Origin of the sequence: Paraburkholderia sp. WS6 (assembly GCF_030464835.1) — a bacterium.
GTDB lineage: Bacteria > Pseudomonadota > Gammaproteobacteria > Burkholderiales > Burkholderiaceae > Paraburkholderia > Paraburkholderia madseniana.
Genome location: NZ_JALQCK010000003.1, coordinates 26,834 through 43,000, shown reverse-complemented (window position 1 = coordinate 43,000; position 16,167 = coordinate 26,834). Strand labels below are relative to the sequence as shown.

13 protein-coding genes are annotated in these 16,167 nt (G+C 60.8%); 6 read left to right on the top strand and 7 right to left on the bottom strand.

The features are described 5' to 3' along the window. The first annotated feature begins 521 nt into the window (after positions 1 to 521). Positions 522 to 1,118, top strand: a complete 597-nt coding sequence (locus M0D64_RS04585; RefSeq protein WP_266256808.1) for a hypothetical protein — start codon at positions 522 to 524, stop codon at positions 1,116 to 1,118. A gap of 179 nt (positions 1,119 to 1,297) precedes the next feature. Here the strand turns inward: M0D64_RS04585 and M0D64_RS04580 are convergent, their stop codons facing one another. Both M0D64_RS04580 and M0D64_RS04575 read right to left on the bottom strand, forming a co-directional pair. Further along, a complete protein-coding gene (locus tag M0D64_RS04580) occupies positions 1,298 to 1,678 on the bottom strand; it encodes a DUF2917 domain-containing protein (RefSeq protein WP_266256807.1) in 381 nt (126 codons plus the stop codon). A gap of 248 nt (positions 1,679 to 1,926) precedes the next feature. Continuing rightward, entirely contained in the window at positions 1,927 to 2,931 is a 1,005-nt protein-coding gene (locus M0D64_RS04575; protein WP_266256805.1) for a DUF535 family protein, read from the bottom strand. A gap of 268 nt (positions 2,932 to 3,199) precedes the next feature. On the opposite strand from M0D64_RS04575, the gene M0D64_RS04570 reads away from it, so the two are divergent. The 3 genes from M0D64_RS04570 (at position 3,200) to M0D64_RS04560 (ending at position 6,245) form a co-directional block, all read left to right on the top strand. Further along, on the top strand, positions 3,200 to 3,904 hold the full coding sequence (locus tag M0D64_RS04570) for a response regulator (RefSeq protein WP_154564641.1): 705 nt from the start codon (positions 3,200 to 3,202) through the stop codon (positions 3,902 to 3,904). Positions 3,905 to 4,038: 134 nt separating this feature from the next. Continuing rightward, complete coding sequence (locus M0D64_RS04565; protein ID WP_266256804.1) at positions 4,039 to 4,767, top strand: carboxylesterase; 729 nt, start codon at positions 4,039 to 4,041, stop codon at positions 4,765 to 4,767. Between the two features lie 347 nt (positions 4,768 to 5,114). Then, positions 5,115 to 6,245 (top strand): ATP-binding protein, encoded by a 1,131-nt coding sequence (locus M0D64_RS04560; protein WP_266256995.1) that lies wholly within the window; start codon positions 5,115 to 5,117, stop codon positions 6,243 to 6,245. 22 nt (positions 6,246 to 6,267) lie between these two features. Here the strand turns inward: M0D64_RS04560 and M0D64_RS04555 are convergent, their stop codons facing one another. Together M0D64_RS04555 and M0D64_RS04550 are read right to left on the bottom strand one after the other, a co-directional pair. Beyond that, positions 6,268 to 8,598, bottom strand: coding sequence for a patatin-like phospholipase family protein (locus M0D64_RS04555; protein WP_266256803.1), 2,331 nt, complete (start codon positions 8,596 to 8,598; stop codon positions 6,268 to 6,270). 183 nt (positions 8,599 to 8,781) lie between these two features. After that, on the bottom strand, positions 8,782 to 10,248 hold the full coding sequence (locus M0D64_RS04550) for a metallophosphoesterase (RefSeq protein WP_266256802.1): 1,467 nt from the start codon (positions 10,246 to 10,248) through the stop codon (positions 8,782 to 8,784). A 353-nt stretch (positions 10,249 to 10,601) separates the two neighbouring features. On the opposite strand from M0D64_RS04550, the gene M0D64_RS04545 reads away from it, so the two are divergent. Next, positions 10,602 to 11,564: a hypothetical protein gene (locus M0D64_RS04545; protein WP_266256801.1), complete on the top strand. Its 963-nt coding sequence runs from the start codon at positions 10,602 to 10,604 to the stop codon at positions 11,562 to 11,564. Positions 11,565 to 11,572: 8 nt separating this feature from the next. Next, a complete protein-coding gene (locus tag M0D64_RS04540; protein ID WP_266256800.1) occupies positions 11,573 to 11,956 on the top strand; it encodes a hypothetical protein in 384 nt (127 codons plus the stop codon). An 88-nt stretch (positions 11,957 to 12,044) separates the two neighbouring features. Here the strand turns inward: M0D64_RS04540 and M0D64_RS04535 are convergent, their stop codons facing one another. The 3 genes from M0D64_RS04535 to M0D64_RS04525 form a co-directional block, all read right to left on the bottom strand. Further along, the gene (locus M0D64_RS04535; protein WP_266256799.1) at positions 12,045 to 12,437 is read right to left on the bottom strand and encodes a 2-oxoglutarate dehydrogenase; all 393 of its coding nucleotides are present in this window, start codon (positions 12,435 to 12,437) and stop codon (positions 12,045 to 12,047) included. A gap of 61 nt (positions 12,438 to 12,498) precedes the next feature. Continuing rightward, the gene (locus M0D64_RS04530) at positions 12,499 to 14,346 is read right to left on the bottom strand and encodes a peptidase S10 (protein WP_266256798.1); all 1,848 of its coding nucleotides are present in this window, start codon (positions 14,344 to 14,346) and stop codon (positions 12,499 to 12,501) included. A 469-nt stretch (positions 14,347 to 14,815) separates the two neighbouring features. Further along, positions 14,816 to 16,033 (bottom strand): sensor histidine kinase, encoded by a 1,218-nt coding sequence (locus M0D64_RS04525; RefSeq protein WP_266256797.1) that lies wholly within the window; start codon positions 16,031 to 16,033, stop codon positions 14,816 to 14,818. Positions 16,034 to 16,167 lie beyond the last annotated feature (134 nt).

Below are 16,167 nucleotides of genomic sequence, written 5' to 3'. Positions count from 1 at the left end.
TCTTGAGTGTCGACGCTTCGCGTATGGCGACTCCTGTAGCCGCATCATGAACGGCCCCTTCGCTCAGGCGACGGGGCTGTTTTATTTTGCGCAGCGCGTTGATTCACCGGCTATTGAATTGATGTTTAATCGGTGTTAATGCGACTTTATATTGCGTTGCGGCGAATGTCGTCGATAAAAGAATAATGAAACCATCGGGCTGTCATGCAGTATGCGTTTAATGCTTTATGCATAGTATGTATTGTCGCCCTATATAGATAGGTCTGGCAGGTAAAGCAGTGCTGTCAACACGCTAGACGCCGCTGCGACGCCACACTGCGGCATTTCGCAACATGCCGTTCACTGATTTGAAAATCACAATATAAACAGTCGTAGCATCTTGTAAGGCATGTACAATCGTTGCGCCGTACCCATTTAGTCATTGTCACCCTGAAGCTGTATGCATTCGTGGCGTTAATCGGCATCCTGCGGTTTCAGATCGCCGTAACGCCAGATCGAACAATTTCTCGAGGAGAGAGTAAATGAAGGCAGCGACGATTGGAGCAGCGTTGATGGTAGCGGCTTTCGCCGCGGCACAACCGGCGTGGGCGCAAGATGCGATGGCCAGTGCCGCGCAAGATGCGATGGCCAGTGCCGCGCAAGGCATTGTCAGCGCGGTGCAACCGGTGCATGTGAAGGCGCAGATCGTCGGTATCGATCAGGGCAGCCGCACGCTCACGCTTAAAGGGCCGGGCGGCAACGCGGTGGTCGTGCTGGTGAGCCAGGAAGTCGCGGGCTTCGATCAACTGAAGGTCGGCGATCGGGTGGACGTGCTGTACAAGAATGCGTTGCTGGTGAAGGCCGATAAGGTCACCGGCCCGGACAAGGGCATTCGTGAGCGCGTCGATACGCAAGTGTATGCCCCGGCCTCGGGCGGCTTTGCATCCGCGCGCCAGATCGAGGTGCTCGCCACCGTGCAGAAGATCGATCACAAGAAGCGCCTCGTCACGCTGCGCGGCGCGTATCAGACGCAAACGCTCGAAGTCGGACCGGACGTCGATCTGAAGGGCGTCAAGGTTGGCGATACGGTTCACGCGGTATTCGTTTCGGCAGCGGCCGTGCAGGTGACGCCGCAATAGGCGGCACAGTCAATGTCATGCCAGTAAGCGGCACGCGTTCAAGCAGTATCAAGCAGCCGCGCAACACGGCATGACTGGCTCCTCGCAGCCGGTATGGCTGATCGGCAAACACCCCTCATCGCAGGGGTGTTTGCTTTTGTACGGTACGAAAGTCGACCATCGAGTTGCGAGGGGGCACGCTATCGAGTCGCCGGTGCCCCCAGGCCCAACCATGCGAGCCGCCCCAGCCATCGCCTGACGAAACCGCGTCTGGCAGGCAGCGCGCAACTCAACGACACGCGCGCGCTGCGTTCGCTATCCGTGCTGAGCCACACGCGTTCGCCGCGCTGCAGCCGGAACTCGTTGCCCGGTTCGAGCCAATGATCGTAAGGCGAGTTGACGCGCGTGAGCCATAGGCGCGCGCCTTGAACACTGAGCGTGCTGTCGGCATCGACACGCCACGTCAGCGTTGTGCCTTGCACTACGGAAAAATGCACGACTACCTTCGGCAGACGCTCGTCCGGTTGATATGCAGACAGACTTGAGTCGTCATCCATGCACTGCGGGCTTGCCTGATCCATCTTGCTCTCCGTCATCGAGCCGGCGGACGGAGGCACCTATAAAACAAAAGGCCCCTTCCGTTACCGGCGGGGCCTTTGGGTCTTGTTTGCAGATTCAGACTGCTAACGCGCACATGCTCCCAAACGCCTGCCGATGATGGCATGCATTGTTGGGTTTTTAATCGCGACTGCGATGGAGGTGTGCGTCAACATGCGAATGAGTGTGCCGTTTTGCCGCATGTCTTGTCAATAAAAAAATCGCAATGGATTCAAACGACAACACGAGGCACGCAGGGGCGGCTCGCTTTGCTTGCTGCGACGCTGAGGCGAATCTGCGCGGCGAGTGCGTTTCGCAATGCGTAACGCTTGCGACGGGTTGCGCAGCCGGTGTTGTCGCCCTGGCGTTCGGCCAGATAGCGCGCCGGCGGCGCGAGAACGAACCAGCCATTCCAGCGCGCGAGCGCTCCGCACTCGATCGACAGCCGATCATAGTCTGCAGCCACGCGACGCTTTCTCAGGCAATAGCGCCAGTTCGCATAGATGTGCGCCTGCTTCGAGACGATGAAGGTGCCGCCTGCATCGAGCGCCGCGGCGACACATTGCGCGAGATAAATCACCAGCACTTTCGGCCGCAGTCCATACCACCGTTTGGTGAGCGCGCGAAAGAGCTCGCGGCCGTTGACCGACGTGTCCGGACCTTGGACGGAGCCGATGCAAAGACGTGGCCGCCGCACTTTGCCGCCGAGATAGGCGAGGCTGAAGGTGCAGGAGACAATGCGCCGGTCCCGCGCATCGCGGATGCACAAGGTCCAGTCGCCTTCCTTCTGAAACTGTTCGATCGACTCGAGCGACACGTGCCAGCGCTCGGCGCCTACCTCGAACGATGCGATCGGCGCCGAGCCGGCTGCGGTGATGCGCGCGGCGAGTTGCGGCACGCGCTGCTGGGTCAGCGCATGATGATCGAGGCTCGCCGTGAGGCGTTCGCGCGGACTGAAGCGGGTATGGAGGAACGGCCGATGCATGCGTTCGAGCGCGGTGGGATGGCGTCGCACCAGATCTTGCAAGGGTGAGATGGCGCAGCCTTTGAGCCATACTTGCGTCGAACGCCACGACATCAGCGAGCGCAGCCATAAGCGCAGGCGGCGCCAGCGATGAAACACGCTGGTGCCGGGATAGAGTGCATGAGCGGCTTGCTGAATGACCGCAAAGGACGCAGTGGCTCTCGCGAACCACGGCGAGCGGGCCCGAGCCCCCTGGTTGGAAACGGTCGTCATGGCACATCCCTTGGCTATTTCAACGAGGCGATGCTAGTTGGGGGGATCGCGCTTCCGTGTCGAATTGCTTGAGTGTTTGTCGAGTTTTGTCGTGTGTGTCGCATGATGTGCGGCGCATCCGCTATGCTGTGCGTCGAGCCGCCTCGTTGCCGACCGGGTCCGCGCCGTGCGGATGCGTATGTAGAGCGGCGCCATCGCTTGCTGGCCGTGCAGCGCGCCGTACCGTTGCCCGCCGCTATTAAATGAGTTAGCCCTGAACGATTTGTCCATGCCATTCCGGATCCTGCTTGTCGAAGACGATGACCGCCTGTCCGCGCTGGTCGCTGGTTATCTGCGCAAACACGAATACGAAGTCGAGACCGTGCTGCACGGCAACGACGCCGTGCCGGCAATTCTCAAGCGCCGCCCGGACCTGGTGATTCTCGACGTGAACCTTCCCGGCAAGGACGGGTTCCAGATTTGCCGCGAGGCGCGCGAGCAATTCGACGGCGTGATCATCATGGTGACCGCGCGCGATGAGCAGTTCGACGAAGTGCTGGGCCTCGAATTCGGTGCGGACGACTACGTGCATAAGCCTGTCGAACCACGCGTGCTGCTCGCGCGCATCAAGGCGCAACTGCGCCGCGTGAGCGCACGCACGCCGGAGACTGGCCGACCGGAGAGCTATACCTTCGGCAAGTTCGAGATCAGCCGGGCCAGCCGCACGGTCAAGCTGCCGGACGGCAGTCTGCCCGATCTGACATCGGCCGAATTCGATTTACTGTGGGCTTTGGTGAGTTGCGCGGGCGAGGTGGTGAGCCGCGACGAGCTGATGCGGCAACTGCGCGGCATCGAATTCGACGGCCTCGACCGCACGATCGACGGCGGCATTTCCAAGCTGCGCCGCAAGCTGCATGACGACGCCGGCACCCCGCAGCGCATCAAGACGATACGCGGCAAGGGCTATCAGTTCAGCAAGCTGGCGTGGGATTGAAGACGCATGCGGCGGTTGCAGTCGCGGTTGAGTTGCGGTTGCAATTCGGCTGAGTCGGCATTGAGTTTCAGTTGAGTAATACGTCGAAATATCGGCCGACAAAACTCCACAAACGCGGCAGCAAATCGACAGTCATGCGAGACGGGGATGATTTCGGCGCGCTCGACCGCAAGTTCGAGCAGATCGGTTGCGACGTACATTTGCCGTCGCTGCCGGGCCACGGTTCGAACCCTGACGCGTTGAGCCGCGTGACGTTGAGCGACTACATGCAGTTGCTGAGCCGCACCTACCGCGAACTGGTCAAACGTTATGAGCGAGTCGACGTGGCGGGCATTTCGATGGGGGCCTTGCTTGCATTGATGTTGAGTGCGCGCGAGCGCATGACGACAGGGCGCCTGATTCTGCTCTCGCCGCCGTTATTCCTCGACGGCTGGGGCGGTTCACGCCTGCGTCCATTGCGCTACCTGATGTATTGCGTGCCGGGCCTGCGCCGATTGATTCGCGTCCCGGAGGGCGAGCCGTTCGGCATCAAGAACGCGCGCATACGCAACCTGATCCGCCGCCACCTGCAGAAGGGCAGTGGCGTCCACTATCCGTACGTGCCGTTGGCGGCGATCGAGCAGGTGGACTGGATGCGCTTCGCGGTGAAGCGAGCCCTGAGCCGCGTGACATGCGAGACCCTGGTCATGCATTCCGAGGAAGACGAAGTGACGAGCATCCGCTCCGCGGAATTCGTGTGCGAACACTTGGGAAGCCGCGCCGTGACCTTCGTACGCTTGACCGACAGCTACCACATGATCACACTGGACAACGAACGAGACACAGTAGCGGAGCAAACCCTGGCATTCGTACAGAGGGCGTAAGGGACGAGCGGAAGAGCAAGCAAACAAACGCAGCCCAGCGCAAAGCAAACCACGGTGCCGCACCGAAGGAACCGAGCTAAACTGCCGCTTGGTTTCAAGAAATACTCTTCGGCGCGCGCAGCGCCGCCGGAAGTATGACGCCCTTGTCACTGGCGTATGCAGGTGCACGAACCCAGATTCCAGATGCACCACTACCCTGCGTAAGCTACGGTGCCCACTTAGCAGGAGTGGTTTGAGCCGCTTTCTTTGCTTATCTTTCTTTGCGGCGGCAAAGAAAGTAAGTGCCGCCCCGCACAGGGGCAACACTAATAGACCACAACCGCATTAAAGAAATCGAAGAGAAAAAAATGCCACGCCCAGCGGAGCAAAAAAAACTAACCCCTTACCGTTATGGAAAATGGCGCTGGCACCGTTTCCGCCGCTCGTGGACGGACACAAGGGCGGACAGAATCCCGAGCTGGTCGAGGCTATACCTGCGTGTCTACACGCGCCTCCTGACACTGACAGTGCTAGTACTAGCAGCGTCGATAGCAACCCTAGCCCTGACACTAAAAACCTCACCATCAATCTGGCAAACCCTAACAACAGCAAAAGCATCAATCCCAATCGCATTGGCAACCCTACTGCTACCAGCAGTCACCGCCTACCGCTGGATGCGCCCAGTCTGGCTAGACCTGGTAATGGTCCGCGAACGCGCAATAGACTTCACAGGCGGCCGCTTCAACACCCGCGCCCGCGAATCACACAGCGTCATAATCGGCCCACTGGCCCGCACACTAAACGCCCTGGCCGAACGCATGGAACGCCTGATCGCCGCGCAGCGCGAACTCACCAACGGCATCTCCCATGAATTGCGCACACCCTTGGCGCGCGTGCGCTTCGCGCTGGAAAACCTCCGCGAACCCGCGTCCGCGGCCGAATACAACAGCGCATTGGCGAGCATCGACCAGGACGTCACCGAGCTCGACGAACTCATCGACATGAGCCTGACCTACGCGCGCCTCGAATACAGTTCCCTGCAATCGAACCTGGAATCCACGCTGCTCACGGCATGGTTCGACAGCCAGGTCACCGACGCCACGCTGCTTTACGCGGACAAGCAACTCGTCCCGCAAGCAGACGTCGACGCATCGCTACGCGTGGTGATGGACAAGCGCCTCATGTCCTACGCAATGCGAAACTTGCTGCGCAACGCCGGTAAATACGCACACTCGCGGATCATGGTCGGATTGAGCGTCAAACATGGCAATGTGGAAATCTACGTGGAAGACGATGGCACAGGCGTGCCGCCCGACCAACGCGAACGCATTTTCAATGCCTTCGTGCGGCTCGATCGTCAGACTGGCGGCTACGGGTTGGGTCTCGCGATTACGCAGCAGGTGCTGCGCGCCCACCATGGCCGGATCGCCGTGACTGATCCCTTGACGCTAGGCGGAGCACGCTTCGAAATGAGCTGGCCGGTGGGCACGGTGGTGTGAAACACACCGTACTCACAGAGCCTCAATAGGTATGTCCCAACTGGAAGTAAAAGTTATGACGGCCGCCCGGTGCGAACGCTACGCCCAGATAGATCGGTCCGAATGAGCTGGTCATCGCGGTGAAGACCGTCACGCTGCGCTTCAGCGGCCCGCTGCCGAACTGCGAATCGCGGTTCCAGACGTTGCCGGCTTCAAGGCTCAGCCCCGCAAACAGACCGCGAATCGGCGACGCATTGAACGTGGCAAGCTGATTCATATAGGTGATCTGACCGTACACCATCGAGTTGCCGGACAGTTGGTCGGCAGCGTAGGCCGACAAATGCTGGAAACCGCCCAGCGTGAAGCCGAACGGATTCGTCAGATTGGTGCCGCCGAAGTCGTTACCGGCTTCGATGCTCGCGTTGATGCTGTGTCGTCCATAGCTTGCCGCGACAAGGCTCTTTCCGTATACCTCGGTGAAGCTGTCGCTGCCCGCGAACAACGAACGTTCCACGCGTAGTTCGCCGAAGTAACCTTTGCGGGCAAACAGCGGATCGTCGAGCTGATCGATCACGAGGCGTGCGCGCGCGCTAAGCTGACGCCCATAGATATCGGGGAACAGCAGCGGCGAGTTAAACGCATCCTCGAGCGGCAAGTTGTATTGCGGCGACGCGAAACCATGTGCGTAGGCCACGCCGATACGGAAGTCGCCGAGACGGGCGAGTGGTACACCGAAGTCGATCCCTGCGCGCTCGGTTTGCAAGCTGTATTGGGTGATCTTGACGTTGCCGGAATCGTCGTAGAGATTGGCATAGCGACGCTGAAACTCGAGATATGGCGCCACGTAATAGCCGAAAGAACTCGACAGTGGCTGCCGCAGCTCGGCGTGCAGGTCGATCAGATCGCTGCCGACGGTCCCGTCCACTCGCCCTTCGAGCCCTGACGACGTGAGCCACGGCCGGCGATAACCGAGATGCAGCCGGAAGCCGCCTTCATCCGTCGAGCTGCTCGATAAACCCAGCCCGAACAGCAGGAAATTCGGTCCCCACAGCTTCTGCTGTGCGGAGACAATGAGCGTGTGCGCGTCGCCGTCGTCAACGAGTTGCTGGCTCACGCTGTCGAAGTCGCCCGCGGTGGTGAGCGCCAGCAGGTCCTTATTGAGCGCGACCGGATCGTAGACATCGCCGGTTTTGACATGCAGCGCGGCGCGAATGCGTGCCTCAGGTACGGAGCCCTGCGAGGCGATCTCGATCTGCGTGATCCGCACCGGATGCATTGCGGGCGCACCGTGCCGGGCGCGCCACGCGGCGTAGTCGGCGGGCGAAAGCGCCAGATGCTGAAGCTGCGGCATGGCCGCGCGCGTGGCAGCGGCGCCGGCGGCGATGGCCTGGCTCGCATTGGCGAAATCGGTGAAACTCAGCGAGCCGAGCGCCGGTTCGATCAGGACGTCACCGGTCTGCAACTGTTCACGTTGGCGCGCAACGTTCTGGTGAATCAGAATGCCGATCATTTGCTGCATCACGTCGGCGGGCGAAGCCAGCGCATCCAGTGGCCGCAGCGGCGAGCCGATATCGACCGCGATCACGACTTTCGCGCCCATGTCGCGCGCCGTTTCGATAGGCAGATTGCTGACGATGCCGCCGTCCACCAGCGTGCGTCCGTCGATATCGGCTGGCGCGAACAGGCCGGGCAATGCCATGCTGGCGCGAATCGCCTGCGGCAGCGAACCGCGATCGAGCACCACCTTCTGGCCGGTGCGCAGATCGGTTGCGATCGCGCGATAGGGGATCGGCAGCCGGTCGAACGAAACGTTGCCTGGCACGGTGGACGTCCAGTCCTGCAGCAGCGCTTGCAAACGATTGCCCTGGACGAGTCCGACCGGCAAGCGGAAACCATTGGCGCCGTAGCCGAGCGAAAGGCTGTTCACATACAGCCGCTCGTCTTCACGACGCGATTGAGGCAGATCGGCACGCTCGGTGACGTCGAACGCGATGTCCGCGAGATTGATGCCCGCGAGGCGGTTTTGCATGTCCTGCGCCGTCATACCGCTCGCGTACAGGCCGCCGACCACGGAGCCCATGCTGGTGGCGGCGATGCAATCGACCGGGATGCGGTTTTCCTCGAGCACCTTCAGTACGCCGAGGTGTGCATAGCCGCGCGCACCGCCGCCCGACAGCACGAGACCGACGGAGGGGCGGCCGGCGGGCCCGGCTTCCGCGCTGCACGCGGATTCGGCTGTGAGAGCGGGGCGTGCGAAGGTGGCGATCCCACACGCCAGCAGCACCACGGTGCAGCGCAAACGAAGAACGATGGGCTGGCGACGCGTGTGCGCCGCCGTTTGTTGAAGTTGTTCGCTCGCCAACGCTCGACTCATCGGTTTTGATGCAGAAAGAAAACCGAGAGATTACATGGTTTTGCCCCGGTAAAAACAGGTGATTTGGTGAAAACGCGCGTTTGCGAAAAAACGTAGTCCTGATGCTTTTTATCCCGCCTCGCGGCGCAATACGTGTTGTGACCGTGAGCGCGGTCCCTGAAACACGTCCCGCGTTCTTCGCCGCTAGCGACGCATCAAAGCTCGCACGGCCCTTGCCGCCATCGGATGCCCCAAGTCTGATGCAACGAAATGAGCCACTTTGCGTTCGGCGAGGTTGATCGTTACGCAGTCGTTCGGCGCTTTCGTGTTGAGGCCGTCGGACGCCGAGTGATACTCGATACGCAACTGCGTCGCGGTGACAACCACGCGCAGATAGCCGTAGTTGGTGTCGTCATAGTTTTCCAGCACGACCTGATCGGTGGTGGCCGACGCCGCCTGCATGATTTGCGGCGCGCGGATGGCGGGCGCACCTTGTGCGGCGAGCTTGACTAAACCGTGTCCGCCGTTACCGCACACGAGGTAGGGAATCTGCGTGCCGTCCGCCTTTCGCGTACGCGTGAAGCGCTGATAATTGTGTGCATGGCCGGACAGAAACGCATGTGGCCACACACCGTTGGCTTCGCACACCTTGTCGATCTGCGCCAGCATATCGACGCTCGATCCGTGTCCGCCTGCGCTGTACGGCGGATGATGATCCGCGATCAGCAGTGCGCCGGTGAACTGCTCGGTTTTGACGCGCTTGAGCGCGGCGTCGAGAAAGTCGAGCTGAGTACTCCCGATCTTCGGGTCTGAAATCACACCGGGATCTTCGAGCGTGTTGCTGTAAATCACCAGCACGCGCACGAACGGCGCCTCGAGCGTGAAGAAGACGCCGGGCTGGATTTGCGCGGTGCGCGACAAGCCGCCGGCTTCTGGCGTAACGGCGAACGTCTCCGCACAAAAATTTCGCAGGAATGCAGTGAGACTCGCGGCATGCGCTTCCGGCGAAACCATCCCGTCATGATTGCCGGCGCAGGCGAGGATCGGCGCCGGATAGTCTCGATACGGTTCGTAAAACTGATCGTAATAGTACGGGCTCTCGCCAAAGCTATAGACGACGTCGCCGAGCAGCAAGGCAAATTGTGGCACCTCGCTGGCGTTGGCTTCGTTGAAATCGGCGGTCAATTTGTCGGCCACTTCGTTCTGGGTGGCCGGACCTTTCGTATTGCCGCAATCTCCCAGCGCGTGAAACACCAGTTGTCCGGCGGCTGTGATCCTGTCGATGGCGGTTGCGTTGCCGCCCATGACCTCGGCCAGCGTGAGTTGGGGTTCGACGCCGCCTCTCGGCGCAGGAAACGGCAACGGAAACAGTTTGTGCTCCGCATTGAGCTTGTCGATTTCCTTGTAGGCCGCATCGTCTGATGGATGAGGCACACGAAACACCGTCGGGTCCGCGGTCGGTTGGGGCTGTGCGAACACGGGCTTGTCCAGCATCCGGGAACGGAGTGCCGTCGCGCCGACGGTCCCCACGGGCTGGTTCGAGCCGCTGGCGAGCGCAGTAGCCTTTTTGCCGGGTGCCGCTGCCTTGCCGCGCGACTTTGGTTTGCCTTCTGCTTTCGCCGTGCTTTCTTTTGCCTTGGCCTGGGATTTCGACTCGCGTTTTGCCGACATGAGCACCTCTTGAGGAAGAGTAAGCGGGGGACACGCAAGCGGCTTTCGCCGTTGCGTTCATCGAACCCTACGACATGCGAATTTCGGAAAAGTGTCGTGGCGGTGTCGAAGCTGGCCTGCTGACGCGCTTGCGCCCCATGCGCGACACGGGCGGAGCCTGCCCTGAAACACTTTATGTCAGCTTATGTCACGGCGCCTCCGAATCGCCCGCAAAGCCTTGCCCAGCGGGCCTCTGTCATGGTGAAACAGGGTGACATATCTTCGCTGCTGATTAAATCCAGGCGTCCTTCTATAGTCCGTTTGTCGCCACGCCGCAGTGAGCAGAAGTGGCCCGAAATCAAGAAGGACATACCGTGAAAAACTGTTCGTTCGTCGTCGCAGCCACCGCCGCTTCCCCTGCCTCCGTGACGCCCGCCGCATCCGTACGTGGCGCGCTGCGCAAGCTCGCGCTCACCGCAACCGTTACCGTGCTCGCGCTCAGCAGCGCTTCCGCTTTCGCCTGGTCGCAGCACGGCACCGCCTACACGTCGCGTGGCACCTATAACGGCGCGCGTTACGGCTCGTGTGGCGGCGGTAGCTGTTCGCATGCTGGCGGCGTGGCCGGCCCCTACGGCGGCGTGGCGACCAACACCGGCACGGTGACCCGCAACGCGCCGGGCCAGTTCTCGAATTCGGGCACCGCGACCGGACGCTACGGCAACCAGGTCCAGCACGCCGGCGACACCAACTGCGCGGGCGGCACGTGTTCGCACACCGGCACCCTCACCGGACCGGACGGTAAAACAGCTACGACCTCAGGCGATGTAACCAAAACCGCGCCCGGCCAGTATTCGTCATCCGGGTCGGTCACGGGCTCGAACGGCAACACGGTCAACCACTCGGCATCGGCTAATTGCGCGGGCGCGTCGTGCTCACGTTCCGGCACGGTGACCGGGTCTGATGGCGGAACCGTCAATCATTCCGGCACGGCAACGCGTGTAGCACCGGGCGTCGTTACAACGTCGACGAGCACGACGGGCACGCATGGCAACACCGTGACGACAAGCGGAACGGTCACGACTACCGGAGTCGTCACGACGGGCAGCACGACGGTGGTGGTTGCACCGAAGCCGGTTGTTGTCGTACCGCCTCCAGTCGTTGTTCCGCCGCCGGTTGTGTATGTGCCGCCGCCTCCGGTTGTCTACGTTCCGCCGCCCCCGCCGCCTGCTGTGTATGTCGCGCCGCGTGTTGTCTATGTGGCTCCTGCGCCGCGCCCTGTCGTGTGGGTGCCGGGGCACTGGGTGGGGCATGTGTGGGTGCCGGCGCACTGGTCATGAGTGAAAACATGCGAGCGAGAACCGGCGAGGAGGCCGGCCGGACCGGTCCGCAGTGGAAGAGCGAGAAGGGAAGTGCTCAGACGCTGCGGCCACGTTTCAACGCGGTACGCACACGGACGCTATGCAAGGTAGGTGTGTTGGCAACGATGATCGTCGCAATAGGGATGGCGATTGCAGTCGGTGAGGGCGTCGCAAGCACCGAAACACCTGCTGTGCACCGAGCGATTGAACCTGAACAGGACTGTTCGGCGAAATACGCAGCGTTGCTCGACCTCGCCGAATTGGCGAGACGTGACGGCAAGTCATCCGAAGTTGTGATGCGTGGACTGAGCGACCGCGGCGGCGCAATGGGCGACTGTTTGCCGACTGGCGGGAACGTCGCGGCGAGGTAAACGAAACGCGCGAATGGCCGGAGCGGCCATTCGCGCTTGTCAAATGCGGTCCTCCAGAGAAGGCACACCTTTGACCCATGGCCGGCCGCTACCGGCCCTGTTGCTGCAGATACTGTCTGACGTCGCTCATGGTCACACTTCCTTTGTGGCTCGTGTCGATCTGATCGAAGTGCTTGGCGACGTAGCCGAGCCCCGCGGTCTGAGCCTCCGTTTTCGTGACCGCGGCGCCATTGCTGAGAGCCGTGTTCGCCCCCAGTCGCGCTTCAAGCCGCTGCTGAGCTTCCTGCTGGAGTGCCGTGCCGGTCGTCGGCGTGACGGGAGCAGCACGGTTTTGAGGAAAGAACGGACCGTCGACTCCTCTGGCCCCGTTTGGCGGCGTCGCCGGCGCTACCGCTTGCGGCGGTAACGCATGCGCGCTGCCAATAAAGCAGCCGAGGACGATCAACGGGGAGACACGCCGCAACATATCGAAAAGGGACATGATGACTCGCATTGATTGAGTGAATAGAGTGTCGCGAACGAGGCACATCGCGTCAGTTCAGTCAGGGTGCCGTGGCTTGCGCCGTGGCAGTAGCGGTCGGCTGACTGGCGGGGCTCTCGTCGCGCCACGGCGGCGGCAGCGTCCAGAGGGCGAGCGCATCCGGAAGCGGCGTGCCGCGGTAGAACCGCACCAGATCCCGTTTCATCAGCGGACGGGCGACGTCATCCAGATAGGTCATATGTCCGCCCTGGAAGAAGTTGACCTGCAAGTCCGGATTCAGACCGGGTACCGTCTGCAGCCGTGCCAGTTGCTTCTCGGTATTGAAGAACGGGGTGGCGAGATCATGAAAGCCGTTTTCCGCGAGTACCTTCAATTGCGGGTTGAGCGTCAGCGCGCCCAGCAGATCCGGGATCGTGTCGGGCAGGGGTTGGCCATCATGCGAGAAATCCCATACCTGGATGATGTTGTCGTTCAGCGGCAAATAGGTCGCGTTCGGCGCCGTGTATCCCAGGTAGTCAGGCATCTGCGTTGCCAGAGCCGTGGTGAACGGCTGGGAGATCAGGATGTCGGACGGGTCCCCGTCGTTTTGCAGACGCGGATCCGAGTTCGGCAATGACACGCGTCCGTCGTACCGGCCGATCGTCGTGCCAGGTATGAGGCTCGTCGAGAACGGGTTGGCGCCGAAGTAGCCTTGTAGCGCCTGCACGGTCAAGCTGGATGGCAAGGTCCACGACTGAAGCGTTTTCGCATTGGGAAACACCGGCGTACCCAGGGCGTCCGGTATACCGAGCTGACTGAGCACCCACGACTGCGAATACCGCCTGAACTTGTTGTATTCGTTCGTGACGAACAGGCTTGCCTGGTATGCGTAAAGGTCCTGATTAAGCGGCGCCGGCGACACCTGGTTGTAGTAAGCCGCGACTTCCGCGTAGGCGGGGAAATAGCCGGCCAGCGTATCCGTATCCAATGCCAGCGCGCTCGTCGAGTTCGTGATGGCGACGGCCTCGATCGCATCCGCGAAATAGTTCAGGATTGCAGACTGAAGGACGATGCCGGTCAGATGCACGCCTGCCGATTCGAGCGCCAATGCGAGCATGTCGGTGCGCGGCGTGCCGTACGACTCGCCGTACAGATAAATCGGCGAACTGCTGCGGCTGTTGACCGTCAGATAGCGCTGGATAAAGTCGCGCATGATGTTGACGTCCGCGTCGGTCGTCCAGTACTTCTGGTTCGTATTCGGCAGAATCGCCTCGGAAAGACCTGTTCCAGGCGGGTCGATGAAGACCATGTCCGTGGTGTCGATCAGGCTCTCCTTATTGTCGACGAGCGGATAATTCGGCCAGTTCCCGAACACCGGGTCGGGCGTGGCGACTCGCGTCGGCGCGAACGACCCGAGCCGCAACCAGATGGAAGAGGACCCCGGGCCGCCGTTGTAGACGAACGTGACAGGTCGCGGCGAGCCGTTCGTACTCGGCACGGTGTACGCGACATAGGACATCGTGGCTTCGAGATTGCCGCTCGAGTCGGTGGCGGTCAAATGGCCGGTCGTGGTGGTGTAGTTGATCGGTGTTCTGCCCTGGGTCCACTGGTAATGCATGACTGCAGCTTTTTCGGAGGCTTGAGCCGGTGCGAGGCCATCTGTGGCATTCCCCGAATAGGCGACCGGGTCGATATAGGTTTGATTGGCCGTTGGCGCTTGCGACTGCGCGGCGGCCTGCGCGCTGAGTTGCTGATTCGCTGCGGTCTGCTGCATGCTCACAGCCGTGCCGGAGGACGAACCGCCGTCCCCTCCGCCGCATCCGCCGAGAAGCAGGATCGCGACCGTTAATGTTCCCAGGCCCGTTCCCAGACCCGGCAGCCTGCTGTGGCGATATTGGCTTTTGCCGGAAAGACGCTCGTCTCGTTTCATCTCTATCCTTGGTGGTGGGTTCAGATACCGTTTCACAAAGGCCGCTAGCGCCGATGAAAATAGATCGGAGTTCGAAATATCAGTGATGCATCGTCGGCTTGCAGCGGTGAGACCAACTTACTTCAAAGCGCATAGATTCAGATCTCTATGCAGTATGCGTAGAATAACTAAATATCCGATTTGGGTATTCCGGTTCTTTTCGGGGCATATTTCCGCAATCGGAAATTCGTATATTGGCGGCAGATGAAAAATAGGTGACGCCACTGGCGTTTGTCAAGGATGTACCGGATTTCCGTAATTGCAACTTCGGGAAATTGTGCTTGAAGTCGCGTAAGAGCCGGCCAGTCTGGGCGTCGCGCCCGTGTGAGTTAATCGATTATTTATTACGAGGTTAAATGTGTTTGTTTGTTAATCGTAATAATTAAAATGTACTGATCATCCGGTTCTGGCATCGGCGGCCGGCAGGCGGTTATTCGGCTTCGGCCAGCACGAGCGGGAACCGGATTTCGAACGTCGTCCCAACGCCTTCGTGTGACGCAAAATCGATCCGACCGTTCAGCACGCGGCAGAGCTCCTTGACGATCGCGAGGCCGAGGCCCGTGCCAGGAATGTCGTCGCCTGCAGCGCGCTCGAATTCGTCGAAAACGCGGTTCGCGTCCGAAGGTGCGATGCCCACGCCGGTATCCGACACGCGAATCGACCAGTGCTCCGCATCGGCCATGGCGAAGGCAAGTTCGATCTCGCCGGACTTCGTGTACTTCGTCGCGTTGGAGAGCAGATTGACGGCAATCTGCTTAAGCTTGAGACGACTGGACGTGACGACGGATAGCGCCGGATCGAACGCTGTGCGCAATTTCAGTCCTTTGGCCTCGATGGCCGGGCGCGAGGAGGCGACGAGCTCATCGTAAAGCGCATGCAGCTCAACCGGCTCGAATGTGTTCGGTGTGCCGTCGCCGAGCACAACGGAGTACTCGACCATCTGGTCGACGAGTTGCTTCATATCCGAGGCTTGCCGGTTGGCCAGCGTCAGCGCCATATCGGCCTTTGAAGGCGCCCGTTCGATCAGTTGCAGCGCAATCGAAAACGCGTTCAGGAAATTGCGCAGATCGTGGACCACGCTGCGGGTGATCTGCATGCGCGACTCGTAAAGATCGCCGACCAGCCGCTGCTTGAGCGTCAGTTCGTGATTGGCGCGCTCGAGCCTGCCGGTGTACTCATCGATCTTGCGGTCCCGTTCGCTGACCACCTCCTTGATCGACGTGAGCGTCACCATGCTGAGTGTTTCCGCGATCAGGCGCCGCGCCCGTCCTTCATGGCGGCGCGTGAACGTGCTGTCCTGGTCGGCGAATTCTTCCAGCGCGTCAGCGAGCACCTGATGGAACAGATCGAGTTCGCGCACGAGTTCCTCGATCCGGTAGCCCTGACGCCAGCGGACCAGGCCGTGTTTTCTCGCATCGCGTTCGATCGCCGGCTCGACGCGTTCGAGATCTTCGACGTCGAGCGCAAGGCATAGTCCTTCGAGAAGGTCCGGCAAGTGATCGGCGAGCTGTTGATAGGTGAGCTTGTCCGCTTCGACGAGGTCGACATCGCCGAAAACGGTTTTCATCCATTGCGCGGTCAGGCGCGTCCGCTGCTCGCGAACGAAATCGGCAAATTTGCGCAGCGGGCTAACGCGTGTTTCGGTCATATTGGCTACATCGGGGTGAAGTTTCTAACAAAAGTTTCTGCCCCATTATGGCCGCAATTGCTGATTGTGGAACACGCTCTTGCGTAACCCGGGCCAGATGAACACGAGGTTCAACCCGGCGGTCCCGATGTTGT